We start from the raw sequence: 26,579 nt of genomic DNA on the forward strand, positions 1-26,579 counted from the left end.
GCACATTTCAGAACGGCAGGGCCGGCGCTTGCGCCGGCCTTTTGCTTGCCCCTTGCGTACTGTCACAAGCGGGACTATGCCTTGCCTTGCTCTAACGGGGTGCCAGCGGGTTTTTTTGATCCATTGGCTGAGAGGCGGTCTCGCCAACCCGAAGAACCTGATCCGGCTCGTACCGGCGGAGGGATTAGACGGCACATCCTGCGCCCTACTCCCGTTTTGTGAACAACAAGGAGGCGCGGATGCGCAAGACACTTTTCTCCACCATCGCGGCACTGGCCGTTTCCCTCGCCCTTCCCGCGCTCGCGCAGGAAAAGACGCTGACCGTCTACACCTACGAGAGCTTCGTCGCCGAATGGGGCCCCGGCCCGAAGGTCAAGGAAGCCTTCGAGAAGACCTGCGGCTGCACGGTCGAATGGGTCGGCGTCGCCGATGGCGTGGAACTTCTGACGCGCCTGAAGCTCGAAGGCGAAAGCACCAAGGCCGACCTCGTTCTCGGCCTCGACACCAACCTCATCACCGAGGCCAAGGCGACTGGCCTCTTCGAGGCGCATGGCCTTTCGCCGGCGGACCTCACCGTGCCGGGCGGCTTCTCCGACGACACATTCCTGCCCTACGACTACGGCCATTTCGCCGTCGTCTATGACAGCGAGACGCTGAAGACCCCACCGACAAGCCTCAAGGACCTCGTCGAAGGCGACCCGTCGCAAAAAATCGTCATCGAGGACCCGCGCACGTCGACGCCCGGTCTTGGCCTGCTGCTCTGGGTGAAGTCGGTTTATGGCGACAAGGCGGGCGAGGCCTGGAGCAAGCTCAAGGATCGCGTGCTGACCGTCACGCCCGGCTGGTCGGAAGCCTATGGCCTCTTCACCAAGGGCGAGGCGCCGATGGTGCTGTCCTACACGACCTCACCGGCCTACCACGTCATCGCGGAGAAGACCGAGCGATACAAGGCCGCCGCCTTCTCCGAAGGCCATTACGTGCAGATCGAAGTCGCCGGCCTGACGCGCACCGCTGACGACAAGGATCTTGCCCGCCAGTTCCTGACCTTCATGACCGGTCCGGATTTCCAGTCGATCATTCCGGAAACCAACTGGATGATGCCGGCCGCCAAGACGAAGGACCCGCTGCCTGCCGCCTTCGACGCGCTGGTGAAGCCGGAAAAGACCTTCCTGATGTCGTCGGACGAGGTTGCAGCCAACCGCAAGGCCTGGATCGACGAATGGCTCGCGGCGATGAGCGCCAAGTAACGTGATCTTCGCCCGCACCGAGCGACGGACATTGCGTGTCGCCGGGGGCCTCGCCCTCGGCACCGTGCTGGTCTTCGTCGGTGCGGCGACCGCCGTGCTCCTCGCCCATGCCGGCTCCGGTTCCGGCGCGCCGCTCCTCGATGCCTATATCGGGCGCGTCGCGCAGTTCACTCTGCTGCAGGCGACACTCTCCACACTCCTGTCCGTCCTGCTCGCCATTCCGGTCGCCCGGGCGCTCGCCCGACAGCGGGATTTTTCCGGCCGCGTCTGGATCATCCGGCTGTCCGTCGTGCCGCTCGGCCTGCCGGCGCTGGTCGCCGCACTCGGCGTCATCGAGGTCTGGGGCCGACAGGGCGTCGTCAACGATCTGCTCGGGCTCACCGGGCTGCAGAACCCGGTCAGCGTCTACGGGCTTGCCGGCATCCTGATTGCCCATGTCTTCTTCAACCTGCCGCTCGCCGCACGCTTCCTGCTGGCGGCCCTCGAGCGCATTCCGGCCGAATACTGGCTGACCTCCGCCAATCTCGGCATGGGCAGCGGCGCAGTGTTCCGGCTTATCGAATGGCCTGTCATCCGGCGGGTCCTGCCGGGGATCGCCGGACTCGTCTTCATGCTCTGCGCAACGAGCTTCACCATCGCGCTGACGCTCGGCGGCGGGCCGGCTGCAACGACGATCGAGGTAGCGATCTACCAGGCGCTGCGCTTCGATTTCGACCCCGAACGCGCCGTCCTGCTCGCCTTCCTGCAGATCTTCGTCACGGCAAGCCTGCTCTGGCTGATCTCGCTGTTCGGCAAGCCACCCGAAGAGGGCATGACGACAGGCCGCGCCATCCGCCGTTTCGACGGCCGCCGGCACCGCCTTCCCGATGGCCTGGTCATCCTCCTCTTCACCCTCTTCACCGCAGCGCCTCTCGTCGCCACCCTCGTCTCAGGCCTTTCCGCCGATCTCGGCCGGCTGGCGCTCGATCCGCTGCTGCACCGGGCGCTCGTCACCAGCCTTGCAGTTTCCTTCGCCTCGGCCTGCCTCAGCCTTTCGATCGCGCTGCCCATCGTGCTCGTGCCGCGGCTGGCCGAGACGGGCAAGGTCGACCTCGCCACACGGCTGATGGCTCGTGCCCTGCCCGCGGTCGGTTCGCTGATCCTGCTCGTGCCGCCGGTCGTCGTCGCTACGGGCTGGTTCCTCGTGCTGAGAACCTTCGGCGAGACCGGACGCTTCGCCCCCGCCGTCGTCACCGTGCTCAACGCGCTGATGGCGCTGCCCTTCGTCGTGCGCGTACTGGAGCCGGCCTACCGCACCCATCTCATCCGCACCGCTCGCCTCGCCCTCAGCCTCGGCGTCACCGGAATGCATCGTCTGCGATGGATTGACCTGCCCGCCCTCAGGAAACCGTTGCTCACCGCCTTTGCCTTCGCCATGGCGCTGTCGCTCGGCGATCTCGGTGCCGTCGCCATCTTCGGTGCTGAAGGGTTCACCACCCTGCCGTGGCTGCTCTACTCCCGCATGGCGAGCTATCGCACCGCGGATGCCGCCGGCATCGCCCTGCTGCTCGGCGCAATATGCCTTCTCCTGACGCTGCCCTCGACCGCGGCGGAGCGCCCGACTGAAAGACCAAGCACCGATGCCTGACCTTGCCATCCACCTCACAGATGTCGCCGTGCACTTCGGGGAAAAGCGGCTGTCCTTCGACTGCGCCATTCCAGCCGGTGCCGCGGTCGCAGTCGTCGGCCCCTCGGGCGCGGGAAAATCGACGCTGTTCAACGTTATCGCCGGCTTCCAGGCGCCGGCTTCAGGCGATGTCCGGCTGCTCGGCGAAACCATGGCAGAGCGGGATCCCGCGGAACGGCCGGTCTCGATCATCTTCCAGGACAACAATCTTTTCGCGCACCTGACGGTTGCCGACAATGTCGGCCTCGGTATCGATCCAGCGCTGCGGCTGGATGCGGCGGCGCGAGAGAGCGTGTTCGCCGCGCTCGCGCGCGTCGGCCTCGGCGGCTACGAGCAGCGCCTGCCGGGCTCGCTTTCGGGCGGCGAGCGGCAGCGCGTGGCGCTTGCCCGCGCCCTCGTACGGCGCCGGCCGATCCTGCTGCTCGACGAACCGTTCGCCGCGCTCGATCCGGCCATGCGGGCGGAGATGGCGAAACTTCTGACGGAGCTGCGCAACGAGACGAAGAGCACGATGCTCTTCATCACCCACCAGCCGGAAGACATCCGCCGACTGGCGGACCAGGTCATGTTCCTGGAGGCAGGCACAATCCTTCTCCAGGAGCCGGTCGTCGATTTCCTTTCTCGACGGGAGCCACCAGCCGTTGCAAAATTCCTCGGCCATTCCGCGCTTTAGCGGAACACCCGGCTTGGCGCCCCGGCGACACGCCACAATTTGGACGCCCCCCTGTGTCACCGGAGCCACAAGGGAAGCGTTTGTCGAATCGGGAGTTGCCGGCCGGGTATGGTGCGTCTATCTCATCCATTCGAGGACCCGGTTCGGGCTGTGGGCAAGAGATATGGCGAGAGCAACGCAGGAAGCTGCAACGGTACGCGGACGCGGGGTTTTGAGACCCCTTGCGGCGCTGATGCTCGCCGGCACGCTGCTTGCCGGCTGCCAGTCCATCATCGAACAGACCTATGAACCGACGATCTCGCCCTCGTCCAACCCGCAGATCGTCGACGAGGTGCAGAAGAACGACCCGCGCGCCCAGATGGGCGCCCGCGAGCACCCGCGCATCGTCGCCAGCTACGGCGGCGAATACAAGGACGCCAAGACCGAGCGGCTCGTCGCGCGCATTGCCGGCGCGCTGACGCTCGTTTCGGAAAACCCGAACCAGTCCTATCGTATCACCATCCTGAATTCGCCCGCGATCAACGCCTTCGCGCTGCCGGGCGGCTATCTCTACGTCACCCGCGGCCTGCTGGCGCTTGCCAACGACGCCTCGGAAGTCGCGGCCGTGCTCTCGCATGAAATGGCGCACGTCACCGCCAACCACGGCATCGAGCGGCAGAAGAAGGAAGAGGCCGAGGTCATCGCCAGCCGCGTCGTGGCCGAGGTGCTCTCCAGCAACATCGCCGGCAAGCAGGCCCTGGCGCGCGGAAAGATGCGCCTCGCCGCCTTCTCGCGCAACCAGGAACTCCAGGCCGACGTGATCGGCGTGCGCATGCTGGGCGAGGCGGGTTACGACCCCTATGCGGCGGCGCGCTTCCTCGATTCCATGGCGGCCTATGCCCGCTTCACCGCCGTCGACCCCGATTCCGACCAGAGCCTCGACTTCCTGTCGAGCCACCCGAATGCACCGCAGCGCGTGGAGCTGGCGCGCCTGCATGCCCGCGCCTTCGGCGCGGAAGGCGCGATCGGCGACCGCGGCCGGGACTACTACCTCGCCGGCATCGACGGCCTGCTCTACGGCGATGCGCCGGAAGAGGGCTATGTGCGCGGCCAGACCTTCCTGCATGGCAAACTCGGCATCCGCTTCGACGTGCCGGCCGGCTTCCAGATCGACAACAAGGCCGATGCGGTGCTGGCGACAGGTCCCGGCGATGTCGCGATCCGCTTCGACGGTGTTGCCGACAGCCGCAAGCAGGACCTCGTGAACTACATTTCGAGCGGCTGGGTGACCGGCCTCAGACCGGAGACGATCCAGCCCGTCATGATCAACGGGCTGGAGGCGGCCACAGCCAAGGCCGCCGCCGACCGCTGGGAGTTCGACGTCACGGTCGTGCGCATCGACAACCAGATCTACCGCTTCCTGACTGCCGTGCCGATGGGCTCGAAGGCGCTGGAACCGACTGCGGCGATCCTCAAGGCCTCGTTCCGCAAGCTGACGCCGGCCGAAGTCACCTCGCTGAAGCCGTTGCGCATACGCGTCGTCACCGCGCGGGCGGGCGACACCGTCGCCTCGCTCGCCGGACGGATGATGGGCACGGATCGGAAACTCGACCTCTTCCGTCTGATCAACGCGATGACGGCGGCGAGCACCGTCCGCACCGGCGAAAAATTCAAGATCATCAGCGAGTGATCGCTTCTCCCAAACAAAAACCCCGCCGTCTCCGGCGGGGTTTCTTTTTTCAGCCACATCCGGCTGCCGTCGTTACTCGCGATTGCCGAGAAAGCGCAGCAGGAACAGGAAGAGGTTGATGAAGTCGAGGTAGAGCGTCAGTGCGCCCATGATGGCCTTGCGGCCGGCCACGGCGACGTCGTCGGCTTCAAAATACATTTCCTTGATCTTCTGCGTGTCCCAGGCCGTCAGGCCTGCAAAGACCAGCACGCCGATCGCGGAGATCGCGAAGTCGAGCGCCGATGACTGCAGGAACAGGTTAACGAGCGAGGCGATGATCAGGCCGAACAGGCCCATGATCAGGAACGAACCCATCGCGGACAGGTCCCGCTTCGTCGTGTAGCCGAACAGCGACAGGGCGCCGAAGGCGGCGGCGGAGACGAAGAAAGTCTGCGCGATGCTGGCGCCGGTATAGACCAGGAAAATCGACGACAGCGACAGGCCCATCAAGCCGGCATAGACCCAGAAGGTCGCCTGCGCGGCCGCAACGCTCATCGTGTGGATGCGGAAGCTCAGGAAGAAGACCAGCGCCAGCGGGGCGAGCATCACGACCCACTTCAGCGGGCTCACATAGATCGCCTGGCCGAAGGCGGTGAGCTGCCCGTCGGCGAAAGCGGCCTGCGAAGCAGCATAAGCCACCACGCCGGTGATCGCGAGACCAAGAGCCATCAGGTTGTAGACCCGGAGCATATAGGCGCGAAGGCCTTCGTCGACGACCGCGCCGGCCTGAGCGCCGGCATTGGCCGTTCGGGTCTGGTAGTTGCGGAGATCAGCCATGTTTTCCTCTCGTAAAGCCCCCTGTGATGACGGTGTCGGGTTCCCGTTTATTCGCCGAGGGTTCGGCGCGAGAGCCCGGGCAACCGCTGTGGGGCTCCAGCTTGCCTGTAAACAATATGCGCATGAATTGTGTCTCGTACAAGACCCGCGCCCCTCGCAGACCGCGGATCCCGGCATCGTCAGAGTTCGCGCAGCACGGGCGCGGCCTTCTGCCCCAGAATGCGCCAGGTCCCGGCAAGGCCGATGCCGACGGTCATGACGAGGGCTGTAACGACCGTCATGACGGCGACGTCGGGCAGGAAGCTCGATGGCAGCGTCATGATGCGGCTCACCACGAACCAGGCCGCCACCCCGCCGGCAAAGAGCGCGAAGAGCGCCGTCGCCAGACCCAGCATCAGATATTCGTAACTGAAGGCACGGATCAGCGTAGCGCGTGTCGCGCCGAGCGTCTTGAGCACCACGGCATCGTGCACGCGCGCCCGGTTGCCGGCCGCAAGCGCCCCGGCGAGCACGAGGATCGAGGCGATGAGCGCGACGGCGGCCGCCGCCCGGATGGCAGTGGCGAGCTGGCCGACCAGCTCGTTGACCACATCGAGCGCATCCTTGACACGCACACTGGTGATCGTCGGGAAGGCATTGGTGACTGCCTTCAGGGTCGCCGCCTCCTGCTCGGCGGTTGCCTGCGGGTCAATCACCGTCGACAGCCACGCATGCGGCGCGCCGGCAAAGGTGTTCGGCGAGAAGACCATGACAAAATTGATCGACAGCGATTCCCATTCGACATTGCGGAAGTTCGCGATGCGCGCCGTGATGTTGCGGCCGAGCACATTGACCGTCACACTGTCGCCGATCTTGAGCCCGAGCTCGCGGCCCTCCTCGGCGGCGAAGGAAACGAGCGGCTCGCCGGAATAATCCTCCGGCCACCATTCACCCTCGGCAAGCGTCGAGTTTTCCGGCGTGCGCTTGGCATAGGTGATGCCGCGGTCGCCGCGCAGCACCCACTGCCCTTCGGGCGGCACCTTGACCTTCGAGACCTCGACGCCGTTCAGCTCCATGACACGGCCCCGCAGCATGGGCACCTCGATGATCTTGCCGTCGGGCATGTTGGACTGGAGCACGGTGCGGAACCCGTCCAGTTCGCTGCCCTGGATATCGACGAAGAAGAAGTTCGGCGCGCGCTCCGGCAGATTGCCGGTCAGTTCCCGGCGCAGGTTGCCGTCGATCAGCGTCAGCGTGACGAGGAGCGCAAGACCGAGGCCGAGCGACAGCACGACGGACGAGGTGAGCGCCCCGGGCCGATGGATATTGCCGATGGCAAGCCGCAGCGACGGCGAATTGACGCGCGGACTGCGCCGCGCGATCGCGGTGATCAGCATGGCAACGACACGCAGGACCACGAAGGCAAAGGCAATTGCCCCGAGGAAGACTATGGCGATGTAGCGGTCATAGGCCGTGACGATGGCGAGCCCGGCCAGCGCCGCAAGGAAGACCGCCGCACCCGCGACATAGGGCCAGCTCGGCAGGCGGCCGGTCTCGAATCCCTGCTCACGGAAGAGCGCCGTCGCCGGCACCTCGCGGGCATTCCCGAGTGGCATGATGGCGAAAGCGAGCGCCGTCAGCAGACCGAAGACGGCGGCAAGCAGAAGCGCCGAAGGATAGATCGTCGCCTCGGCCGGCACCGGCAGCACGCCGTCGAGGAAGCGCATCGCCACCATCGGCATCAGCGCACCCGCCACGAGGCCGATCAGGATGCCCACCGCGGCGATCAGGGCGATCTGCGCGAGATAGACCAGCGCGACCAGCGAGGCCGGCGCACCGAGGCACTTGAAGGTGGCGATGACGGAGCGCTTGGAATCGAGATAGGCGCGCACCGCATTGGCGACACCGACACCGCCAACGATCAGTGCCGTCAGACCGACCAGCGTCAGGAACTGCGAGAAACGCGTGATGTTGTTGGTCAGCGAAGGGGCCGCGCTGTTGGAGGTACGGATCGACCAGCCGGCCTTCGGGAAGGCTTTCGTGGCATCCGCCCGCACCTTCGCCAGCGAAACGTCGGTATCGGCAAGCCGGATACGATAGGCGTTCTCTACGAGACTGCCGGTCTGCACGAGACCGCTCGCCTGCAGAGCCTCTTCCGAGACCATCAGCCGCGGCGCGAAGCCGAAACCTTCCGAAACCGCGTCCGGCTCGCGAACCAGCGTCGCCGTCACCTTCAGACGGGCCGTGCCGAGCAGGATCTCGTCGCCGACGGCGATGCCGAGCCGGTCGAGCAGCAGCGGCGCGACGACCGCGCCATAGCGCTCGCCCTCTTTCGCGAAGAGCGTGGCGGACGGCTGCTGCGGGCTGGTTCCCAGCGTGCCGTAGAGCGGATAGGCGCCGTCGACACCCTTGGCCTCGACCAGCGTCTGGTCGGATCCATCGGGCAGGCGCGCCATGGAGCGCAGGCTGGAGGACAGCGAAACATCGCCGAGCCCCTGGAAGTGCTTCAGCTCTTCCGGGGTTGCGAAACGGTTGTTGAATTCGAAGCGCACGTCACCGGCAAGCAGGGTCTGCCCCTGCGAGGCGATCGCCTGGGTGATGGCGCTCGACACCGAATTGACGCCCGCGATCGCCGCCGTTCCGAGCGCGATGCAGGCGAGGAAGATGTAGAACCCCTTGAGGCCGCCACGCATTTCGCGCAGCGCCAGGCGAAGCGCCAGTGGAACCTGCCTGAGGACCGCGCCGACCCTCATGCGGGTACCGCCTCTGCCAGTGTCGCCTTGACGGGCGCTGCGCCGGAAACGATCTCGCCGGAGCGCATGGCGACCTGCCGGCTGCACCGGGCGGCAAGCGAGGGATCATGCGTCACCAGCACCAGCGTCATACCACGCTCGGCCTGCTTGGCGAAAAGAAGGTCGGCGATCTGCCGGCCCGTCTCGGTGTCGAGGTTGCCGGTCGGCTCGTCGGCGATCAAGAGCTTCGGCGAGGGTGCGAGCGCCCGGGCGATCGCCACGCGCTGCTGCTCGCCGCCCGAAAGCTGGCCGGGATAGTGCGACAGGCGCTCACCGAGGCCGACCGCCGTCAGCTCCCGCCGGGCGATCTCGAAGGCGTCCCGCACATTGGCGAGTTCCAGCGGCACCGCGACGTTTTCCAGCGCGGTCATGTTGGGAATGAGATGGAAGGACTGGAAGACGATACCGACATTGCGGCCGCGGAAATCGGCCACCTGGTCCTCGTTCATGCCGTGCAGGCCCGCGCCGTCGATATGGATCTCGCCACTGTCGAGCCGCTCGAGCCCGGCCAGCACCATCAGGAGCGTCGACTTGCCCGAACCGGACGGGCCGACGATACCGACCGATTCGCCGCCATCGATGACAAGGTCGATCCCCTTCAGCACATGCACGGAGGCGGCCGCCCGGCCGAGGGTGAGATCGGCTTTTTTGAGATCGATGATGGTTTTGGCCAAGGAATTCTGCCCTATATGTCTTCAAACAACCGGAATGCCAGCAATCTAGGATCAGCGACATGTCGTTTAAAGCGGCGCTTTCATTTTTCGCCTCACTTGCAATCACAGCTTTGTTATCCGTGGGCAGCGCCCGGGCGGAACCGGTGAAGCTCGTCGGCTTCGGCGACAGCCTGATGGCCGGCTACCAACTGCCCGCGGCGGATGCCTTTCCGGTGAAGCTGGAAAAGGCGCTGCGCGAAAATGGCTACGAGATCGAGATCGCCAATGCCGGCGTTTCCGGCGACACCAGCTCCGGCGGCCTTGCCCGGCTCGACTGGTCGATCCCCGAAGGCACGCAGGGTGTGATTCTGGAGCTCGGCGCCAACGACGCGTTGCGCGGGATTCCACCGGAAGAGACGGAAAAGAACCTCGACGCCATGCTGACGCGTCTCAAGGAGCGCGGCATCGCAGTGCTGCTTGCCGGCATGCTGGCACCACCGAACATGGGCCCCGAATACGGCGGGCGCTTCAACGGCATCTACCAGCGCATGGCGGAAAAACACGGCGTCGCGCTCTATCCTTTTTTCCTGGACGGGGTCGTCACCAAGGCGAACCTGCAGCTCGAGGACGGCATGCATCCGAATTCCGAAGGGGTGGACGTGATGGTGGCGACGATTCTTCCCGCCGCCGAAGCGTTCATCAAATCGATACCGGCGAAGGAGTAGTTTTCGCGGGTGCGAAATAAGGGTTGCGCAAAAATCCATTGCGTGATTCGCTGACAGTACATTCCAGCAGGGAGAAGTCGCTATGCCGAGACTTTTCGTCGCCCTCGAAGTGCCGCGCAATGCTGCCATGAGCCTCTCCTTGCTGAGAGGCGGACTTCCCGGGGCCCGCTGGATCGATGTCGAGAACTTCCACATTACCTTGCGTTTCATCGGCGACATCGACGGCCGCACCGCCGACGAGGTGGTCGACAAGCTCGACCGCATAGAGCGCCCGGAATTCCAGCTGGCCCTGTCGGGCATGGGCTCCTTCGGCTCGAAGAAACCGCATTCCGTCTTCGCCGGGGTGACGCAGGCGCCGGAAATGTACGCCCTCCAGGGCGAGATCGAGCGCATCTGCCAGCGCCTCGGCCTTCCCGCCGATCCGCGCAAATTCACTCCCCACGTCACGCTCGCGCGCCTGCGCAATGCCCGCACCGAGGACGTCGCCCACTATCTTTCCGGTCGTGGCAATTTCTACACCGCCCCCTTCACCGTGAACCGCTTCGTGCTGATGTCCTCGAAGGAATCCGTCGGTGGCGGGCCATACCTCACGGAAGAGGTTTTCCCACTCTACGAGGCCGGCGGCGGCTGGGATAGCGCGGACCTGCGCGATCACCTGATTTGATCGGCAAGCCATCATAGGGCAATCGGCCCGGGCCTGAGGCGACCTTTGCCGCAGCTGAGCCCGGCAAACCGGCCTTTAGATACTCCCGCCGCAACACCTATAGATGCTGAGGGACTTTTGTCTTCAGCAACCGGACCAGCGCGGGGTCCATGAACGCGTAGTCATCCGGAATATCCAGGCAGATGAGCCGTTTACCCTTGAGAGCAGACCGGAACTTTGCCTGGACCTTGCTCCGATGGGCTTTCTCCATCACGAAAATGATGTCCGCCCAGCCGATCTCTTCTGCCGAGAGCGGATTTTCCGCGTCGTTGTTCGTGCCGGCGGAGGAAACCTCGATGTCCGGCCAGCTTGCGAACACCTGTTCGGCCGTCGGGCTTCGCAGCTTGTTCTGGCTGCACACAAAGAGAACATTGCGCATGGTTTTTCTTTCTTCTGCCTTTCGCGCAGCGATAGCACCCGGGAAATGCGGGTGTCCACGCAAGAACACGGAATGAACACGGCCGGAATGGGCCTCCGCTGGACCGCCTTCGTCACCCCTTGTTCCGATTCAGCATTTCGCGGCACCTACCCGAATCACGTCAATCCCTTGTGGTGAACAAACCCTGAATCATCCGGAGTCAGCGATTCGTCTCCGATTCGTTCGCAGACTGTTCCGCAAAGGTCGCAGAAGCGCGAGAAAAGCGGCGCTTTTCGCCTTGCCCCTTGCCATCGGACGTCTCGATGGGCATCTGTTGCCTGCCGGATGCGTCCGGCGGAGATGGAAACCTGCCGGGGCGTGACTTGTCGCAAGCACCCATGATCTTGAGCGGCCGCGGGGTCACCGCGGTGCTCGGCCCGACCAATACGGGCAAGACCCACTACGCAATCGAACGCATGGTGGCACATGAGACGGGCATTATCGGCCTGCCTCTGCGCCTTCTCGCGCGCGAGGTCTACACGCGCCTCGTCGACAAGGTCGGCCAGCACAATGTGGCGCTGGTCACCGGCGAGGAGAAGATCACGCCGCATATGGCGCGCTATTCGGTCTGCACGGTGGAGGCGATGCCGCGCGAGACGCGCGCCTCCTTCGTGGCGATCGACGAGGTGCAGCTTGCCGGCGATCTCGAACGCGGCCACATCTTCACCGACCGGGTCCTGCATCTGAGAGGGCGCGACGAGACGCTGCTGCTCGGTGCGGCCACCATGAAGCCCATTCTGGAGCAGCTCCTGCCGGGCATCCATGTGGTGGAGCGCCCGCGGCTGTCGCAGCTCTTCTACGCCGGCTCCAAGAAGATCACCCGCCTGCCGCAGCGTACGGCCATCGTCGCCTTCTCGGCCGACGAGGTCTATGCGATCGCCGAGCTGATCCGCCGCCAGCGTGGCGGAGCAGCCGTCGTGCTCGGCGCGCTCTCGCCCCGCACCCGCAATGCGCAGGTCGCGCTCTACCAGGAAGGCGACGTCGAATATCTCGTCGCCACCGATGCGATCGGCATGGGTCTGAACCTCGACGTCGACCATGTCGCCTTCGCGCAGGACCGCAAGTTCGACGGCTACCAGTTCCGCAACCTCAATCCCGCGGAACTCGCACAGATCGCCGGCCGCGCCGGGCGGCACCTGCGCGACGGCACCTTTGGCGTGACGGGCCGTGTCGATCCGTTCGACGACGAGCTGGTCAAGCGCATCGAGACGCATCAGTTCGACCCTGTGCGCGTGCTGCAATGGCGCACGCCCCGCTTCGACTATTCTTCCCTCGTGAACCTGCGCAAGTCGCTCGATGCCCCGCCGCCGATCGGCGGGCTGACGCGGGCGTTGCCGGCCGTCGACCAGCAGGCACTGGAGCACCTGTCGCGTTACCCCGACGTCCGCGACCTTGCGACGACACCCGAGCGCGTCGAAAAGCTCTGGGAGGCTTGCGCACTTCCCGACTACCGCCGCATTACCCCCGCCCAGCACGCCGACCTCATCTCGACGCTCTACGCGGATCTGGTAAAGCGCGGCACGGTTAACGAAGATTTCATGGCCGATCAGGTGCGCCGCGCCGATCGAACCGATGGCGAGATTGACACGCTTTCGGCGCGAATCGCACAGATAAGGACGTGGACCTATGTGTCGAATCGGCCCGGATGGCTTGCCGATCCGACACACTGGCAGGAAAAGACGCGGGAAATCGAAGACCGATTGTCCGATGCGCTACATGAACGGTTGACGAAACGCTTTGTTGATCGCAGGACATCTGTGCTCATGAAGCGCCTGAGAGAGAATGCGATGCTGGAAGCTGAAATCAGTGTGAATGGCGATGTCTTCGTAGAGGGACATCATGTCGGGCAGTTGGCCGGTTTCCGGTTTACGCTGGCCTCCGGAACAGAAGGCCCCGATGCGAAGGCCGTGCAGACGGCTGCACAGAAGGCGCTCGCGCTGGAGTTCGAAGCCCGGGCCGCACGCCTGCATGCTGCCGGCAACGGCGACCTCGCGCTCGGCTCCGACGGCACCGTGCGCTGGCTCGGCGATCCCGTCGCACGCCTGACGGCGAGCGACCATGTCATGCGTCCGCGCGTCATCCTGCTCTCCGACGAGCAGCTGACCGGCAATGCGCGCGACCACGTCGCCGCCCGCATCGAGCGCTTCGTGAACCACCACATCGCGACCGTGCTGAAGCCGCTCGACGACCTTTCGCGCGCGGAAGACCTGCAGGGCCTCGCCAAGGGCCTCGCTTTCCAGCTCGTCGAAAATCTCGGCGTGCTCTTCCGCCGCGACGTGGCGGAAGACGTGAAGTCGCTCGACCAGGAAGCCCGCGCATCGATCCGCAAGCACGGCATCCGCTTCGGCGCCTACCATATCTTCATGCCGGCGCTTCTGAAGCCCGCCCCGGCCGAACTCATCACCTTGCTCTGGGCGCTGAAGAACGACGGCCTCGACAAGCCGGGATACGGCGACCTCATCCCGGTGCTCGCCGCCGGCCGCACCTCGGTCGTCACCGATCCGAGCTTCGAGCGCGCCTTCTACAAGCTTGCCGGCTTCCGCTTCCTCGGCAAGCGGGCCGTGCGCATCGACATTCTCGAGCGCCTTGCCGACCTCATTCGCCCACTGCTGCAGTGGAAATCGGGCACGCCGCGCCCCGAGGGCGCCTATGACGGCCGCCGTTTCATGGCGACGACCGCCATGCTCTCCATTCTCGGTGCGACGCCGGACGACATGGAAGAAATCCTGAAGGGCCTCGGCTACCGTGCTGATAGCGTAAAGGCAGAAGAGGTCGCCGCCCATCTCGCCGCGCAGGCACCGGCCGATGCAGCCGCCGCAGCCCCGGCCGAGGCGAGCGCGGAAATCTCCGACGAACACGATGCCGACGCGGCGGAGAGCGACAACGACGCACCTGTCGCTGCCGCAGAGGCTTCGGCTGCACCGACGGAGGCTCCGGCCACCGAGAGCGCGGAAGCACCGACAGAAGGTATCGTCGAAGGCGAACCGGTCGAAGTGAAGCCGGTGCTGCTCTGGCGTCCGGGCTCTCGCCACGACAACCAGCGCCAGGGTCACCGCCAGGGCGGCGAGCGCCATGGGGATCGCCAGGGCGAGCGTCAGGGTCAGGGCGAGCGGCGCGGCGGTGATCGCCATCGCGGCCAGCCGGCCGGCGAACGCGGCGAGCGGCGTGACGGCGGCCGCGGCCGCCCCGATCAGGCCAAGGGCCGCGACGGAAAGCCGCAGGGCGGAAACCGCCCCGATCGAAACGAGCACCGCCCCGATCGCAACGATCGCGGCGGCAAGCCGCAGCAGGCGAAGTTCGAGGCCCGACCGCCCCGCAAGGAAAAGCCGATCGACCCGGATTCTCCCTTCGCCAAGCTCGCAGCGCTCAAGGAGCAGTTGAAGAAGTAAGCCGATGGCACGCAACGAGGAGCAGCCGGCGGGTCAGGCGCGACAGCGCATCGACAAGTGGCTGTTCTTCGCGCGGCTGCGCAAATCCCGCTCGCTGGCGGCGAAATCCGTAGAAGCGGGCGATGTCAGCATCAACGGCCAGAAAATCCGCCAGCCCTCGCATATAGTGCACCCCGGCGATGTCGTGCTGATCTCGCTCGACCGACACGACATGGTCGTGAAGGTGCTGCATTCGGGCGAGCGCCGCGGACCCTACGAGGAGGCCCGCCTTCTCTACAGCGACATGACGCCGCCCCCGCCGCCGCGCGAGGAACGCTCACTTTTCGAGCAGGCGACACGCGAGCGCGGCGCAGGCCGGCCCACCAAGCGGGAACGCCGCGAAACAGACCGCCTGCACGGTTTTCCCGGCGACGACGAGGATTAGAATTCTATACCTCGCAAGCGCCCGGCGGCGCATGTATTACGCTTGCAAACCGCCCGCAAAGCCTTTACCTCAGCCTCCGGACGGCCCTCGATACGCGCGGTCTCCCTTGTCCGGCAAGCCGATCGCGTGACGGATCCTGCGGTGACGGATGGTCTCGTCCGCGCCCGCCTTATGACGATTCTGGAGTTCCTCATGACGTATGTCGTGACCGACAACTGCATTCGCTGCAAGTACACGGACTGTGTAGAAGTGTGCCCGGTCGACTGTTTTTACGAGGGTGAGAATTTCCTCGTCATCCACCCCGACGAATGCATCGACTGCGGTGTCTGCGAACCGGAATGTCCCGCCGAGGCGATCAAGCCGGATACCGAACCGGGCCTCGACAAATGGCTGAAGATCAACACGGAATTCGCCGCCGTCTGGCCCAACATCACGGTCAAGCGCGATGCGATGCCGGAAGCGAAGGAAATGGACGGAGAGGAAGGCAAGTACGAGAAATACTTCTCTCCCAATCCGGGCCAGGGCGATTGATCGCCGCATAAGGCGGCAACCGAAGCTGGGGAAAAAAGCGTGCTCCCGTCAAAAGGCGATGGGACAGGCTTGATGACCCATGCGAAGCAAATTATTGATTTCGGCACTTTTTTGTGGTAGGGTCCGGATACTGATCCACATCGCGGCATTTTGCGTGCCCGAACACCACCACGAAAGCAAACGATCCCTCAACGCCGCTCACCTCCCATAGGCAGCTCCGGTTGCTCAAATGTGAACGCGTCGCCAGGGACCTTTTTTGCGCATGGCGGACGGACCAGAGTGGTGACACCGCAACGGTGCCCCCGTCTTTCCCGGGTCCCCGGACCCACCCGGCCATGCCGGGAGCGTAACAGGGAGTATTTGAACAGAATGACGACCCAGCAGAAGAAATCTTCCACGCGCCAGGGTTTCAAGACCGGTGAATCGATCGTCTATCCCGCTCACGGCGTTGGCCAGATTGTGGCCATCGAGGAGCAGGAAGTCGCCGGCATGAAGCTTGAGCTCTTTGTCATCGATTTCGAAAAGGACAAGATGCGTCTCAAGGTGCCGGTTGCCAAGGCCGTTTCGATCGGCATGCGCAAACTGTCGGAGACCGATTTCGTCGAACGCGCGCTGAAGGTTGTCCAGGGCAAGGCCCGCGTGAAGCGCACCATGTGGTCGCGCCGCGCGCAGGAATATGATGCCAAGATCAATTCGGGTGACCTGATCTCGATCGCCGAAGTGGTCCGTGACCTCTACCGCGCGGAAAATCAGCCGGAACAGTCCTATTCCGAGCGTCAGCTCTATGAAGCCGCGCTCGACCGCATGGCCCGTGAAATCGCCGCCGTCAACAAGATGTCGGAAACCGAAGCCGTTCGCCTCGTTGAAACGAACCTCGCCAAGGGTCCGAAGCGCGGCAAGACCATCGACGAGGACGACTCGCAGGACGAGGCGGCCTGATCTAGGGCGGTACGTTCGATTTTAAAGCCCGGCTGGCAACAGCCGGGTTTTTTTGTGGGAACTTTTCCGGCCCTGGGTCGTTTTCCACCCCGAAGACGACCGGCTTCGGGCGGCCGCGGAGGTGGCTCGCCACTTTATTTTCTTGAAAGCCGATTTCGAGCGATCCGCCGGCCTTTACGAAACGTCATCATCAAGCAGGGCGCAAGACCAGAGGCAGAAACAGGCCTCCTTGCGCCGGTTCGGTTAACGTGGAGAGACCCCCATGGCTACGACGACCGCAGACCGCCGCATGATCAAGCTCGCAATGTCCGCGCCCTATCTCGAACGGGACGAAGAGCAGGCACTCGCCCAGGCCTGGAAGAACAACAAGGATCAGGAAGCGCGCAACCGCATCGCCATGGCCCATATGCGGCTGGTGGTTTCCATGGCCGGAAAGTTCCGGAATTTCGGCCTTCCGTTGGGCGACCTCGTGCAGGAAGGCTACATCGGCCTTCTGGAGGCGGCCGCCCGTTTCGAACCGGAACGGCAGGTCCGCTTTTCCACCTATGCCAGCTGGTGGATCCGCGCCTCCATCCAGGACTATGTGTTGCGCAACTGGTCGATCGTACGCGGCGGCACCAGTTCGGCGCAGAAGGCGCTCTTCTTCAACCTGCGACGCCTGCGCGCGCGCCTTGCGCGCGGCGACACCCACCTCACCGCCGAGGCGATGCATCAGGAGATCGCCGCCGCGCTCGGGGTCAGCACCGCCGACGTGCGCACCATGGATGCCCGCCTTTCCTCCTCCGATGTTTCGCTCCAGGCGCCAATCTCCTCCGCCGAAGGCGAAGGCTCAAACCGGCTCGATTTTCTCACCAGTGACGCACCGCTTCCCGACGAGCAGGCGGAAGGCAGCATCGACGGCGAACGCCGCCATCACTGGCTACACGCCGCCCTCGGCCAGCTTAACGAGCGTGAAATGAAGATCATTCGTGCCCGGCGACTGGCGGAAAACGGAGCAACGCTCGAGGAACTCGGCGCCGTGCTCGGCATTTCCAAGGAACGCGTGCGCCAGATCGAAAACCGCGCGCTGGAGAAGCTACGCTCCGTTCTGGTCGGCAAGACCACGGACTTCGCCTACGCCTGACGGCGGGCTTCCCCAAGGGGGCCTCCGCTCGTTTCCGGCCCCCTCTGTAAAACCGCCCCGTTTCGGACAGCAATCAAATGTGATTGTCCCCGTTCATTGACGTTTCTGCCGACTTGTGCGCATTGCTACGCAATCATGCACGATTGGATTCGGTAATGTCTGGACAGGACCTTCTTCTGCTCGGGGAACGACAAGACCTGATCCGCGCGCGGCTCGACCTTTCGGGGCGGGTCATCGCGGCGGAACTGGCGCAGGAGCTGGGCGTGTCGGAAGACACGATCCGGCGAGATCTGCGTGAAATGGCCGCCTCCGGCCTCTGCCGCCGGGTCTATGGCGGCGCACTGCGCATGACGCACGCCTCCACCACGATGAACGAGCGCATGGCGATCGCCGGTGAGCGCAAGGCAGCGCTCGCCCGCACCGCCGCCGGCCTCATCCCCGCCGGCGCCACCGTCTTTCTCGATGCCGGCAGCACCAATGTCGCGCTCGCCCGCGCCCTGCCACAAGCCGCAGGCCTCACCGTCGCGACCAACGGGCCGGCCATTGCGGCCGCGCTGCTCGAGCACGACATCACGACGATCCAGCTTGGTGGACTGATCGATGCCCGCTCGGGCGCGGCGATCGGCGCCAAGGCGATGCGGGACGCCGAGGCCCTTCGGCCGGACGTGCTGGTGCTCGGCGTCTGCGGCATCGATCCCGAGGCCGGCGTCACAGCCGACAGCTTCGAGGAGGCGGAATTCAAGCGTTTCGTCGCCTCCCGCAGCCGGACGGTGATCGTCATCGTCACCAATGACAAGCTTTTCACCGCAGCTCCCTATTCTGTCGCCCCCCTGTCCCGCGTGGCAAGCGCCGTGATCGAGGCGGATGCGGGTGAAACGGAGGCGGCGGTGCTCGCCGCCGCCGGCATCGACACCCTGCGGGCCGGATAGGCGCCTCTCCCAGCATCCTGAAACGGACCTCCCATGACGACGCCCGAAAATGCCATCAAAGGCAGCAGCTTCGCGAAAACCGCCTTCCCGCCGACACGGCTGGCGGTCTCCAGCCTTTTCCTGCTGAACGGCACCTTCGCCGGCGCCTGGGCACCCAAGATCCCGGAATTCGCCAGCCGCCTGTCGCTCTCCGAATCCGGCCTCGGTCTGATGATCATGTGCTTCGGCATCGGCTCGCTCGTGCTGATGCCGATCGCCGGTTTCCTGATCGCGCATTACGGCACCACCCGTACGGTGAAGGCAGCATCCGTCCTCTTCCTGTTGCCCCTCATTCTGCTGTCCCTTGCCCCGACCGTTCCGCTCGGCGCGCTCGCCATCTTCCTCTTCGGTGGCCTGATGGGCGCCATGGATGTGGCGATGAATGGCAATGCGGTCGAGGTCGAAAAATCCATGCGGCGCGCGATCATGTCGTCCTGCCATGCCTTCTGGAGCCTCGGCGCCTTTATCGGCGCCACAACCGGCGGCTTCCTCATCGAGACGCTCGGCGTGTTGGGCCATGCGGTCCTGCTGACCGTGCTGGGCGCCGCCACGCTCGCCGTTACCTGGCCCTTCGTGCTGCACGATGCGCCGCATCCGAACGAGGAGCGCCAGAAGGTGCGCCTGCCGATGACGCTGCTGCCCTGGATGATCGGCCTCATGGCGCTGTTCTCCATGGTGCCGGAAGGCGCGATCCTTGATTGGGGCGCGCTCTACATGCGCGACGAACTCGGCGCTTCGCTGGCGCTCTCGGGCTTCGCCTTCGGCGCCTTCTCGCTCACCATGGCCGCCATGCGCTTTGCCGGCGACCATGTGCGCGACCGTTTCGGCGCAGTGAAGACGCTGCGTTTCTGCACCGTCATGGCGATGATCGGCATGGTGGTCGCGGGGCTGGCGCCGAATGCCTATATGGCCATGCTCGGCTTCGCCATCTGCGGCATCGGCATCTCCAACATGGTGCCGATCGCCTTTTCCGCCGCCGGCAACCTGCCGGGCTTTGCCCAGGGTGTGGCACTCTCCGTCGCGACGGTGATGGGCTATTCCGGCTCGCTCTTCGCCCCCTCCGTCATCGGTTTCATCGCCGAACATACGGGCTTTTCCATCATCTTCGCCCTTTTGCCGGTGCTCTTCGTCGTTGTGCTGCTGCTCTCGCACCACGCCGTGCATGCCGACGTGCGCGAACGCCCCTGAACGCAGGACGCGCGGCGATCAAATCGTCGCGCGTTCCGGCCCCGACGGTTGACAAGCCCGGTTTCCTGATCCACCTGAGGGCAAAGGCCGCGCGAGCGATGCCCCATGCGGCCGGTTTTCGAGCAAGAGGCTCCCGAATGTCCTTCTCCTTCGACTTTGAACCGAAGCCGCGGCGCCAGTCCGTCGGCGTCGATGTCGGCGGCGTGCTCGTCGGCGGTGGCGCACCTGTCGTCGTGCAGTCGATGACCAATACGGATACGGCCGATATCGACGGGACGGTGGCGCAAGTCGCGGCCCTTCACCGCGCCGGCTCGGAGATCGTGCGCATCACGGTCGACCGCGACGAGAGCGCGGCGGCGGTGCCGAAGATCCGCGAGCGCCTGCTCAGGCTCGGCATGGACGTGCCACTCGTCGGCGACTTCCACTATATCGGTCACAAGCTGCTCGCCGATCATCCGGCCTGCGCCGAGGCGCTGGCGAAATACCGCATCAATCCCGGCAATGTCGGTTTCAAGGACAAGAAAGACAAGCAGTTCGCCGCGATCGTCGAGACGGCGATCCGCCACGACAAGCCGGTCCGCATCGGCGTCAACTGGGGCTCCCTCGACCAGGAGCTCCTGACCCGGCTGATGGACGAGAACCAGGACAAGGGCTTTCCCCTGACCGCCCAGCAGGTGATGCGCGAGGCGATCTGCCAGTCCGCGCTGCTGTCCGCCGAGCTTGCCGAAGAGATCGGCCTTGCCCGCGACCATATCATCCTCTCGGCGAAGGTCTCCAACGTGCAGGACCTCATCGCCGTCTATGCGATGCTGTCGGCGCGCTCCGACCATGCGCTGCATCTCGGCCTGACGGAAGCCGGCATGGGCACGAAGGGTGTCGTCGCCTCCTCCGCCTCGCTGGGCATTCTCATGCAGCAGGGCATCGGCGACACGATCCGCATCTCGCTGACGCCCGAGCCCGGCGGCGACCGCACCCGCGAGGTGCAGGTGGCGCAGGAACTGCTGCAGGTCATGGGCTTTCGCCAGTTCATTCCCGTCGTCGCCGCCTGTCCGGGCTGCGGGCGCACCACCTCCACGGTCTTCCAGGAGCTCGCCCAGAAGATCCAGGACGATATCCGCAAGAACATGCCGGTCTGGCGGGAAAAATATCCGGGCGTCGAGGGGCTGAAGGTCGCGGTCATGGGCTGCATCGTCAACGGGCCCGGCGAAAGCAAACATGCCGATATCGGCATCTCGCTGCCCGGCACCGGCGAACTGCCGATCGCCCCCGTCTATGTCGACGGCAAGAAGGCGATGACGCTGCGCGGCACCAATATCGCCGGCGAATTCGAGACGCTGGTCAACGACTATATCGAAAAGCGCTACGGCCAGGGCCAGGCAGCCGCCGAATAGGCGGGCTGCCCTTGCGCGATCACAGCCGTGCCGTCAGCAGCTTGAAGCCGGCAAAGGCGAAGAAGGCGGCCATGACGCCCTCTATGGCGCGGCGCGCCCTGAGATAGGCCCGGTGCACCGGGCCGAGCGAAAAGACCAGCGCGAAGCCGAGGAAGACGCAGACCCCGATTGCCATGCAGCCGGCAATGAACGTCGCCATGACCTCGCCCGGCGCGCCCGGCGGCATGCCGAGCGACGTCAGCATGATCCAGTTGAAGATCGCCTTTGGATTGGTGATGTGGATGCCGAGGCCCTTGAGATACTGCCGGCGCGGCGACAGCGCGGGCATTGCGGCCATCTGCATGCGATAGACCTCCTCGCTCCGGCGCGCCGCACGCCAGGCATTCCACGCCAGCCAGAGCAGATAGCAGCCGCCGACGATCTTCAGGACGACGATCGCCTCGCCATAGGTACGAATAAGGGCGGAAAGGCCGGAAGCCGTGAGGATGGCCCAGATATAGGATCCCGTCAGCACCCCGCAGGCCAGTGCCAGTCCGGCCCGTCGGCCCCGGCTGATCGAGGTCGCGATGATGGCGATGATCGCCGGCCCCGGCGATGCCGTGGCGATGAAATAGGCCGTCCAGGCGACGGCGAGCTGCGGCAGGTAGGGTGTGAGATCGGTCATGAGGCACCGGTGGCTATCGGCAGACGATAGCCGATCGCCTTTTCACCGCCTAGCGGGAGAATTGCACCACATGTCCCCGTGTTCGGCGGAGGCGGGTATCGTCCGAAAACGTCAGACGATCTCCTCGACCGCCGCGATCAGCCGGTCGCATTCCTCGGGCGTACCGATGGTGATGCGCAGGAAATCAGAGATACGCGGCTTGGCGAAGTGGCGCACCAGCACGGCGCGCTCGCGCAACCCCTTCGCCAGCGCCTCGCCGCTATGGCCGGGATGACGGGCGAAGACAAAGTTCGCCTGCGAGGGCAGCACCTCGAAACCGCGCTGGCGGAGCGCTCCGGTGACGCGTTCACGCGTTTCGATGACCTTTCCCCGCGTCTCGTCGAACCATTCGCGGTCGTCGATCGCGGCGGCGGCACCGGCTTGCGCGACACGGTCGAGCGGATAGGAGTTGAAGCTGTCCTTGACACGTTCCAGCGCATCGATCAGCGGGCGCCGGCCGATGGCATAGCCGACGCGCAGACCCGCCAGCGAGCGGGATTTCGACAGCGTGTGGATGACGAGCAGGTTGTCGTATTTCCGGGTCAGCGGGATTGCGCTCTCACCGCCGAAATCGATATAGGCCTCGTCCACCACCACGGGCTGGTCCGGGTGCCCGGCGACCAGTTTTTCGATCGCCGAAAGCGGCAGGCCGATGCCCGTGGGGGCATTCGGATTCGGCAGGATGATGGCGCCGCAGGGCCGGTCGTAGTCCGAAAGGTCGATGGTAAAATCGTCCTTCAGCGCAATCTCCTCCGCCCGGATGTCGAAGAGCCGGCAATAGGTCGGGTAGAAGCTGTAGGTGATATCGGGATAGACGAGCGGCTTGTCGTGCTTGAGAAGCGCAACGAAGGCATGCGCCAGAACCTCGTCGGAACCGTTTCCGACAAAAACCTCATCCGCATCCACGCCGTGGAAACGGGCGATCGACTGGCGCAGCGCCAGCGCACCCGGATCCGGATAGAGCTTCAGGCTGTCGGCGACGGCGGCCTGCATGGCGGCGATCGCCTTTGGCGAAGGGCCGTAGGGGTTTTCGTTGGTGTTGAGCTTGATGAGGTTTTGGATGCGCGGCTGCTCGCCGGCGACATAGGGCTTGAGCGTGGCGACGATCGGCGACCAGAATTTGCTCATGGCGTCAGTTCCTGCGATTGGCGATGAAATGGGCGGTTTCGATGAGGATGCCGGCGCGATGGCCGAACGGCGCAAGAAGCGTCTCGGCCTCCGCAACGAGTTCGCGCAATCGGTTCTCCGCCCAGGTCTGGCCGCGCCGGGCGACCAGCGTCGCCTTGCCGCGATCAGCGTCCTTGCCGGTCGCCTTGCCCATGGTCGCGGCATCGGCGGTGAGATCGAGCAGGTCATCGGCGATCTGAAAGGCAAGGCCCACCGTTTCGCCGTAGCGGCGCAGTGTGATCCGTTCCTCAGCCGAAGCGCCCGCAACGATCGCACCGGCCTCGCAGGCAAAGCGCAGCAGCGCGCCGGTCTTCATTTTCTGCAGCGTCACGATACCCGCCTCGTCCGGGGCCTCGGTCTCGGCCGCAAGGTCGAGCGCCTGGCCGCCGGCCATGCCGCCGATACCGGCGGCACGGGCGAGTGCCAGTACCAGCGCCGTCCTGGTGGCATCGGGCAGATGCGTTTCGGGTGCCGCGACGATGTCGAAGGCAAGCGTCAGCAGGCTGTCGCCGGCAAGGATCGCGGCCGCCTCGTCGAAAGCGATGTGCACGGTCGGCTGTCCGCGGCGCAGGTCGTCGTCATCCATGGCCGGCAGGTCGTCATGCACGAGCGAGTAGCAATGGATGCATTCGAGCGCCGCACCGACGCGCAACGCCGCCATGCGCTCCACGCCCGGAAAGAGCGCGGCGGATTCGATGACGAGGAAGGGCCGCAGCCGCTTGCCGCCGTTGAGCACACCGTGGCGCATGGCGGCGAGCAGCCGCTCGGGACGGGCGATCTCATCCGCCGCGACAGTGCCGGACAAAAGCGTGGCAAGCAGTGTTTCCACCGCCTCGGCATTGCCCTTCAGGAGAGACTGGAATTCCTGGTAACGTTCGCTCATGGCCGCTCTTTGGCATGGGCTCCGGGCCGAAGCAACGGCCATGCCTGGGCTGCTTCAAAGAATCGCGGCGCAGACTGGTTTTTGCCGAGCCGTAACGGTATGAAGGCCCAACGACGGAAGGACGGACGCCGGCTCTTGGACATCGTACCGGAAACACGCGCAGATGCGGTCAACACGGAGACAGAGGCCGGTGAGAAGGATGGCTGGATGAGCCAGCTTCGCCGGAACTGGCGTCGCCTCGTGCTTATCGTCCTCGCCATCGTCGCGCTGCCCTATGTGCTGATCCTGCTCTACACGGTCGAATTCGTGCGGCCGGTTTCCACGCTGATGCTGCGCGATCTCGCGCTCCTGCGCGGCTACGACCGGCAGTGGGTGGACTTCGACGACATCTCACCCAATCTCGTGCAGGCCGTCATGATGTCCGAGGACGGCCAGTTCTGCCGCCATGGCGGGGTCGACTGGGGCGAGATGCGCGCCGTCGTCAACGAGGCGCTGGCCGGTGAGCAGACCCGCGGCGCCAGCACAATCCCGATGCAGACGGCGAAAAACCTCTTCCTCTGGAACGGCCGCTCCTTCGTACGCAAGGCGATGGAACTGCCGCTTGCCGTCGCGGCAGACTTTGTCTGGAGCAAGAGGCGGCTGATGGAAATCTACCTCAACATCGCCGAATGGGGTCCCGGCATCTACGGCATCGAGGCCGCGGCGCAGCACCATTTCAAGGTACCGGCCGCCAAGCTCTCACGCCGGCAGGCCGCGCTTCTCGCCGTCTCGCTGCCGAACCCCTATGAGCGCAACGCCGGAAAACCGGGTCGTGGTCTGCAGCGTCTCGCCCGCCTCATCGAGCGGCGCGCCAGCCGATCGGGCGAATATATCAAATGCCTTTATGAGTAGGTTCAGGCCTTTTCATTGGTGAATGCTCCGGTGAAGGCCTAGGGTCTGCGTCATCTCAGAAGCGCAGGAACACCATGTCGAACCTCATCCTCTATGTCGGCAACAAGAACTATTCCTCCTGGTCCTTCCGGCCCTGGATCGCCATGGCGGCAGCCGGCGTGCCGTTCACGGACAAGGTCATCCCCTTCGACTTTCCCGCCGGCAACCCGGAATTCATCAAGATCTCGCCAAGCGGGAAGGTGCCGGTTCTGCACCACGGCGCGGTGCGGGTATGGGAATCGCTGGCGATCATCGAATATGTCGCCGAGCTCTTTCCCGACGCCGGCATCTGGCCAAAGGACGCCGCGGCACGGGCCGAAGCACGGGCGATATCGATGGAAATGCTCTCCGGCTTCCGCGCGCTGCGCAATGCCTGCCCGATGAACATCCGTCGCAAGCCGAGCGAAATCAAGCTGCCCGACGGCGTCATGGATGACGTCGCCCGCATCGAGACGATCTGGAAGACGGCGCTCGCGCGCTCCGGCGGACCGTTCCTGTTCGGCGCCTTTTCCGCCGCCGATGCGATGTATGCCCCGGTCGTCAACCGGTTCGAAGCCTATTGCCTGACCCGCGACGAAACCGTGCTGGCCTACATGGCGCGCATGAAGGCGCACCCGGCCTGGCAGAAGTGGCAGACGGCGGCGCTCGCCGAACCGTGGATCGTGCCCGAAGACGAGGCCTGACCGGCGGAATCGAAAAAAACCGCCCGGGGACTGGTCAAGCGGGATTTTGCTGTGTATAAGCCGGCCCAATTTCCGAGATAAAGACATGTCCCTGTCGCCCATCCGGTGGCCTGTGGATGTGTTTGCCCGATAAGTGGAGTTAGTGAAATGGCTGTACCGAAAAGAAAAACGAGCCCGTCCAAGCGCGGTATGCGCCGTTCCGCAGACGCTCTGAAGGGTTCGACCTACGTCGAAGACAAGAACTCGGGCGAACTGCGCCGTCCGCACCACATCGACCTGAAGACCGGCATGTACCGCGGTCGCCAGGTTCTGACGCCGAAGGAAAGCGCATAAGCGTTTTCGGCATCAGCTGAGATCAGGGGCCGGCTTGCCGGCCCTTTTCTTTTGGCCAGACGTCCCGAAAGGCTTGGTCGACGACGCAGCGACATTTTCTTGTGCCAATTCTTGGGCTAAGAGGGCCATAGGGCCGCTCGTGCGAAGACGGCCGTTAGGAGACCGCCGCCCATGCTTCTGGCCATACCGCTGCTGATCATCCCCTTCGCCCTCTACAACCTTGCCATGACCGGTCTCTTCGGCGATGGCGGCGTCGCCGTTCTCGACAGCGAGGTGATAGCGGTCAACATGCTGTCCGGCACGACCTGGACGATGGCCTTCGGCGATCTCCTGATCCTCATCGCGCTCGTTCTGCTCTTCGTGGAAATCCTGAAGGCCACACGCCCGGGTTCGCGCGCGCTGCTCGATCACATGCTGTCGATGGTGCTGTTCGTGGTGTTTCTCGTCGAATTCCTGCTCGTGCAGGGCGCGGCGACACAAATCTTCTTCATCCTGATGACGATCACGTTCATCGATGTCATCGCGGGTTTTGCCGTGTCGATCCGCACGGCGAGCCGAGACCTTTCGATCGGGCTGTAGCAGCGCG

General features: G+C 64.8%; 25 protein-coding genes and 1 riboswitch. Of the genes, 18 read left to right on the top strand and 7 right to left on the bottom strand.

The features are described from left to right. Positions 1–85 precede the first annotated feature (85 nt). Positions 86–201, top strand: a riboswitch (TPP riboswitch). A 38-nt stretch (positions 202–239) separates the two neighbouring features. The 4 genes from thiB (at position 240) to AKG11_RS26550 (ending at position 5,255) form a co-directional block, all read left to right on the top strand. After that, entirely contained in the window at positions 240–1,247 is a 1,008-nt protein-coding gene (gene thiB / locus AKG11_RS26535; RefSeq protein ID WP_050746095.1) for a thiamine ABC transporter substrate binding subunit, read from the top strand. A 4-nt stretch (positions 1,248–1,251) separates the two neighbouring features. Next, positions 1,252–2,874, top strand: a complete 1,623-nt coding sequence (thiP, locus tag AKG11_RS26540; RefSeq protein WP_050746123.1) for a thiamine/thiamine pyrophosphate ABC transporter permease — start codon at positions 1,252–1,254, stop codon at positions 2,872–2,874. Next, positions 2,867–3,586, top strand: coding sequence for a thiamine ABC transporter ATP-binding protein (gene thiQ, locus AKG11_RS26545; protein WP_050746096.1), 720 nt, complete (start codon positions 2,867–2,869; stop codon positions 3,584–3,586). The genes thiP and thiQ overlap by 8 nt, the downstream gene beginning before the upstream one ends. 232 nt (positions 3,587–3,818) lie before the next feature. Continuing rightward, positions 3,819–5,255, top strand: a complete 1,437-nt coding sequence (locus AKG11_RS26550; RefSeq protein ID WP_245290249.1) for a M48 family metalloprotease — start codon at positions 3,819–3,821, stop codon at positions 5,253–5,255. 72 nt (positions 5,256–5,327) lie between these two features. On the opposite strand, the gene AKG11_RS26555 is transcribed toward AKG11_RS26550, so the two are convergent. The 3 genes from AKG11_RS26555 to AKG11_RS26565 all read right to left on the bottom strand — a co-directional run bounded on the left by AKG11_RS26555 (position 5,328) and on the right by AKG11_RS26565 (position 9,516). Continuing rightward, positions 5,328–6,071 carry a Bax inhibitor-1/YccA family protein gene (locus AKG11_RS26555; RefSeq protein ID WP_024271266.1) on the bottom strand — a complete coding sequence of 248 codons (744 nt, stop codon included), beginning with the start codon at positions 6,069–6,071 and terminating at the stop codon, positions 5,328–5,330. Positions 6,072–6,250: 179 nt separating this feature from the next. Then, a complete protein-coding gene (locus AKG11_RS26560) occupies positions 6,251–8,803 on the bottom strand; it encodes an ABC transporter permease (protein WP_050746098.1) in 2,553 nt (850 codons plus the stop codon). Further along, positions 8,800–9,516: an ABC transporter ATP-binding protein gene (locus AKG11_RS26565; protein WP_050746099.1), complete on the bottom strand. Its 717-nt coding sequence runs from the start codon at positions 9,514–9,516 to the stop codon at positions 8,800–8,802. Before AKG11_RS26565 ends, AKG11_RS26560 begins: the two co-directional genes overlap by 4 nt. Positions 9,517–9,575: 59 nt before the next feature. Between AKG11_RS26565 and AKG11_RS26570 the strand changes: the two genes are divergently transcribed. Both AKG11_RS26570 and thpR read left to right on the top strand, forming a co-directional pair. After that, positions 9,576–10,220: an arylesterase gene (locus AKG11_RS26570; protein WP_050746100.1), complete on the top strand. Its 645-nt coding sequence runs from the start codon at positions 9,576–9,578 to the stop codon at positions 10,218–10,220. A gap of 82 nt (positions 10,221–10,302) precedes the next feature. Then, positions 10,303–10,884 (top strand): RNA 2',3'-cyclic phosphodiesterase, encoded by a 582-nt coding sequence (thpR, locus tag AKG11_RS26575; protein WP_024271264.1) that lies wholly within the window; start codon positions 10,303–10,305, stop codon positions 10,882–10,884. 97 nt (positions 10,885–10,981) lie between these two features. Here thpR and AKG11_RS26580 read toward each other — a convergent pair whose 3' ends face one another. Next, positions 10,982–11,302: a low molecular weight protein tyrosine phosphatase family protein gene (locus AKG11_RS26580; protein WP_050746101.1), complete on the bottom strand. Its 321-nt coding sequence runs from the start codon at positions 11,300–11,302 to the stop codon at positions 10,982–10,984. A gap of 377 nt (positions 11,303–11,679) precedes the next feature. Between AKG11_RS26580 and AKG11_RS26585 the strand changes: the two genes are divergently transcribed. From AKG11_RS26585 to ispG, 8 genes are all read left to right on the top strand, one after another. Further along, positions 11,680–14,730 (top strand): helicase-related protein, encoded by a 3,051-nt coding sequence (locus AKG11_RS26585; RefSeq protein ID WP_050746102.1) that lies wholly within the window; start codon positions 11,680–11,682, stop codon positions 14,728–14,730. Positions 14,731–14,734: 4 nt separating this feature from the next. Further along, positions 14,735–15,154: an RNA-binding S4 domain-containing protein gene (locus tag AKG11_RS26590; protein WP_023516900.1), complete on the top strand. Its 420-nt coding sequence runs from the start codon at positions 14,735–14,737 to the stop codon at positions 15,152–15,154. A 192-nt stretch (positions 15,155–15,346) separates the two neighbouring features. After that, positions 15,347–15,685 carry a ferredoxin FdxA gene (fdxA, locus tag AKG11_RS26595; RefSeq protein ID WP_037408747.1) on the top strand — a complete coding sequence of 113 codons (339 nt, stop codon included), beginning with the start codon at positions 15,347–15,349 and terminating at the stop codon, positions 15,683–15,685. 369 nt (positions 15,686–16,054) lie between these two features. After that, on the top strand, positions 16,055–16,624 hold the full coding sequence (locus AKG11_RS26600; RefSeq protein ID WP_024271261.1) for a CarD family transcriptional regulator: 570 nt from the start codon (positions 16,055–16,057) through the stop codon (positions 16,622–16,624). 262 nt (positions 16,625–16,886) lie between these two features. Continuing rightward, the gene (locus AKG11_RS26605; protein ID WP_023514620.1) at positions 16,887–17,747 is read left to right on the top strand and encodes an RNA polymerase factor sigma-32; all 861 of its coding nucleotides are present in this window, start codon (positions 16,887–16,889) and stop codon (positions 17,745–17,747) included. Between the two features lie 155 nt (positions 17,748–17,902). Continuing rightward, positions 17,903–18,676: a DeoR/GlpR family DNA-binding transcription regulator gene (locus tag AKG11_RS26610; protein ID WP_023514621.1), complete on the top strand. Its 774-nt coding sequence runs from the start codon at positions 17,903–17,905 to the stop codon at positions 18,674–18,676. Between the two features lie 33 nt (positions 18,677–18,709). Further along, positions 18,710–19,903 (top strand): MFS transporter, encoded by a 1,194-nt coding sequence (locus tag AKG11_RS26615; RefSeq protein ID WP_023514622.1) that lies wholly within the window; start codon positions 18,710–18,712, stop codon positions 19,901–19,903. Positions 19,904–20,040: 137 nt separating this feature from the next. Further along, positions 20,041–21,294 (top strand): flavodoxin-dependent (E)-4-hydroxy-3-methylbut-2-enyl-diphosphate synthase, encoded by a 1,254-nt coding sequence (gene ispG, locus AKG11_RS26620; protein ID WP_023514623.1) that lies wholly within the window; start codon positions 20,041–20,043, stop codon positions 21,292–21,294. 19 nt (positions 21,295–21,313) lie between these two features. On the opposite strand, the gene AKG11_RS26625 is transcribed toward ispG, so the two are convergent. The 3 genes from AKG11_RS26625 to AKG11_RS26635 form a co-directional block, all read right to left on the bottom strand. Next, entirely contained in the window at positions 21,314–21,958 is a 645-nt protein-coding gene (locus tag AKG11_RS26625; RefSeq protein WP_023514624.1) for a LysE family translocator, read from the bottom strand. Positions 21,959–22,069: 111 nt separating this feature from the next. Beyond that, positions 22,070–23,125 (bottom strand): histidinol-phosphate transaminase, encoded by a 1,056-nt coding sequence (gene hisC / locus AKG11_RS26630; RefSeq protein ID WP_050746103.1) that lies wholly within the window; start codon positions 23,123–23,125, stop codon positions 22,070–22,072. 4 nt (positions 23,126–23,129) lie between these two features. After that, entirely contained in the window at positions 23,130–24,047 is a 918-nt protein-coding gene (locus AKG11_RS26635; RefSeq protein WP_050746104.1) for a polyprenyl synthetase family protein, read from the bottom strand. 135 nt (positions 24,048–24,182) lie between these two features. Between AKG11_RS26635 and mtgA the strand changes: the two genes are divergently transcribed. From mtgA to AKG11_RS26655, 4 genes are all read left to right on the top strand, one after another. Continuing rightward, positions 24,183–24,938, top strand: a complete 756-nt coding sequence (gene mtgA, locus AKG11_RS26640) for a monofunctional biosynthetic peptidoglycan transglycosylase (RefSeq protein WP_371260154.1) — start codon at positions 24,183–24,185, stop codon at positions 24,936–24,938. A gap of 74 nt (positions 24,939–25,012) precedes the next feature. After that, positions 25,013–25,660, top strand: a complete 648-nt coding sequence (locus tag AKG11_RS26645) for a glutathione S-transferase family protein (protein WP_050746106.1) — start codon at positions 25,013–25,015, stop codon at positions 25,658–25,660. A 147-nt stretch (positions 25,661–25,807) separates the two neighbouring features. Then, on the top strand, positions 25,808–25,993 hold the full coding sequence (gene rpmF, locus AKG11_RS26650) for a 50S ribosomal protein L32 (RefSeq protein ID WP_024271259.1): 186 nt from the start codon (positions 25,808–25,810) through the stop codon (positions 25,991–25,993). A 171-nt stretch (positions 25,994–26,164) separates the two neighbouring features. Beyond that, a complete protein-coding gene (locus tag AKG11_RS26655) occupies positions 26,165–26,572 on the top strand; it encodes a hypothetical protein (RefSeq protein WP_024271258.1) in 408 nt (135 codons plus the stop codon). Positions 26,573–26,579 lie beyond the last annotated feature (7 nt).

It is taken from the genome of Shinella sp. SUS2, assembly GCF_001262505.1.
Taxonomy (GTDB): domain Bacteria; phylum Pseudomonadota; class Alphaproteobacteria; order Rhizobiales; family Rhizobiaceae; genus Shinella.

Coding starts and splice junctions, on each gene's coding strand:
- thpR (WP_024271264.1), top strand. CDS start 10,303: ATGCCGAGACTTTTCGTCGCCCTCGAAGTGCCGCGCAATGCTGCCATG.
- AKG11_RS26550 (WP_245290249.1), top strand. CDS start 3,819: ATGCTCGCCGGCACGCTGCTTGCCGGCTGCCAGTCCATCATCGAACAG.
- ispG (WP_023514623.1), top strand. CDS start 20,041: ATGTCCTTCTCCTTCGACTTTGAACCGAAGCCGCGGCGCCAGTCCGTC.
- thiQ (WP_050746096.1), top strand. CDS start 2,867: ATGCCTGACCTTGCCATCCACCTCACAGATGTCGCCGTGCACTTCGGG.
- hisC (WP_050746103.1), bottom strand. CDS start 23,125: ATGAGCAAATTCTGGTCGCCGATCGTCGCCACGCTCAAGCCCTATGTC.
- thiB (WP_050746095.1), top strand. CDS start 240: ATGCGCAAGACACTTTTCTCCACCATCGCGGCACTGGCCGTTTCCCTC.
- AKG11_RS26600 (WP_024271261.1), top strand. CDS start 16,055: ATGACGACCCAGCAGAAGAAATCTTCCACGCGCCAGGGTTTCAAGACC.
- AKG11_RS26625 (WP_023514624.1), bottom strand. CDS start 21,958: ATGACCGATCTCACACCCTACCTGCCGCAGCTCGCCGTCGCCTGGACG.
- AKG11_RS26605 (WP_023514620.1), top strand. CDS start 16,887: ATGGCTACGACGACCGCAGACCGCCGCATGATCAAGCTCGCAATGTCC.
- AKG11_RS26610 (WP_023514621.1), top strand. CDS start 17,903: ATGTCTGGACAGGACCTTCTTCTGCTCGGGGAACGACAAGACCTGATC.
- AKG11_RS26570 (WP_050746100.1), top strand. CDS start 9,576: ATGTCGTTTAAAGCGGCGCTTTCATTTTTCGCCTCACTTGCAATCACA.
- AKG11_RS26635 (WP_050746104.1), bottom strand. CDS start 24,047: ATGAGCGAACGTTACCAGGAATTCCAGTCTCTCCTGAAGGGCAATGCC.
- AKG11_RS26555 (WP_024271266.1), bottom strand. CDS start 6,071: ATGGCTGATCTCCGCAACTACCAGACCCGAACGGCCAATGCCGGCGCT.
- AKG11_RS26590 (WP_023516900.1), top strand. CDS start 14,735: ATGGCACGCAACGAGGAGCAGCCGGCGGGTCAGGCGCGACAGCGCATC.
- AKG11_RS26615 (WP_023514622.1), top strand. CDS start 18,710: ATGACGACGCCCGAAAATGCCATCAAAGGCAGCAGCTTCGCGAAAACC.
- AKG11_RS26645 (WP_050746106.1), top strand. CDS start 25,013: ATGTCGAACCTCATCCTCTATGTCGGCAACAAGAACTATTCCTCCTGG.
- AKG11_RS26560 (WP_050746098.1), bottom strand. CDS start 8,803: ATGAGGGTCGGCGCGGTCCTCAGGCAGGTTCCACTGGCGCTTCGCCTG.
- AKG11_RS26580 (WP_050746101.1), bottom strand. CDS start 11,302: ATGCGCAATGTTCTCTTTGTGTGCAGCCAGAACAAGCTGCGAAGCCCG.
- AKG11_RS26585 (WP_050746102.1), top strand. CDS start 11,680: ATGATCTTGAGCGGCCGCGGGGTCACCGCGGTGCTCGGCCCGACCAAT.
- fdxA (WP_037408747.1), top strand. CDS start 15,347: ATGACGTATGTCGTGACCGACAACTGCATTCGCTGCAAGTACACGGAC.
- AKG11_RS26655 (WP_024271258.1), top strand. CDS start 26,165: ATGCTTCTGGCCATACCGCTGCTGATCATCCCCTTCGCCCTCTACAAC.
- rpmF (WP_024271259.1), top strand. CDS start 25,808: ATGGCTGTACCGAAAAGAAAAACGAGCCCGTCCAAGCGCGGTATGCGC.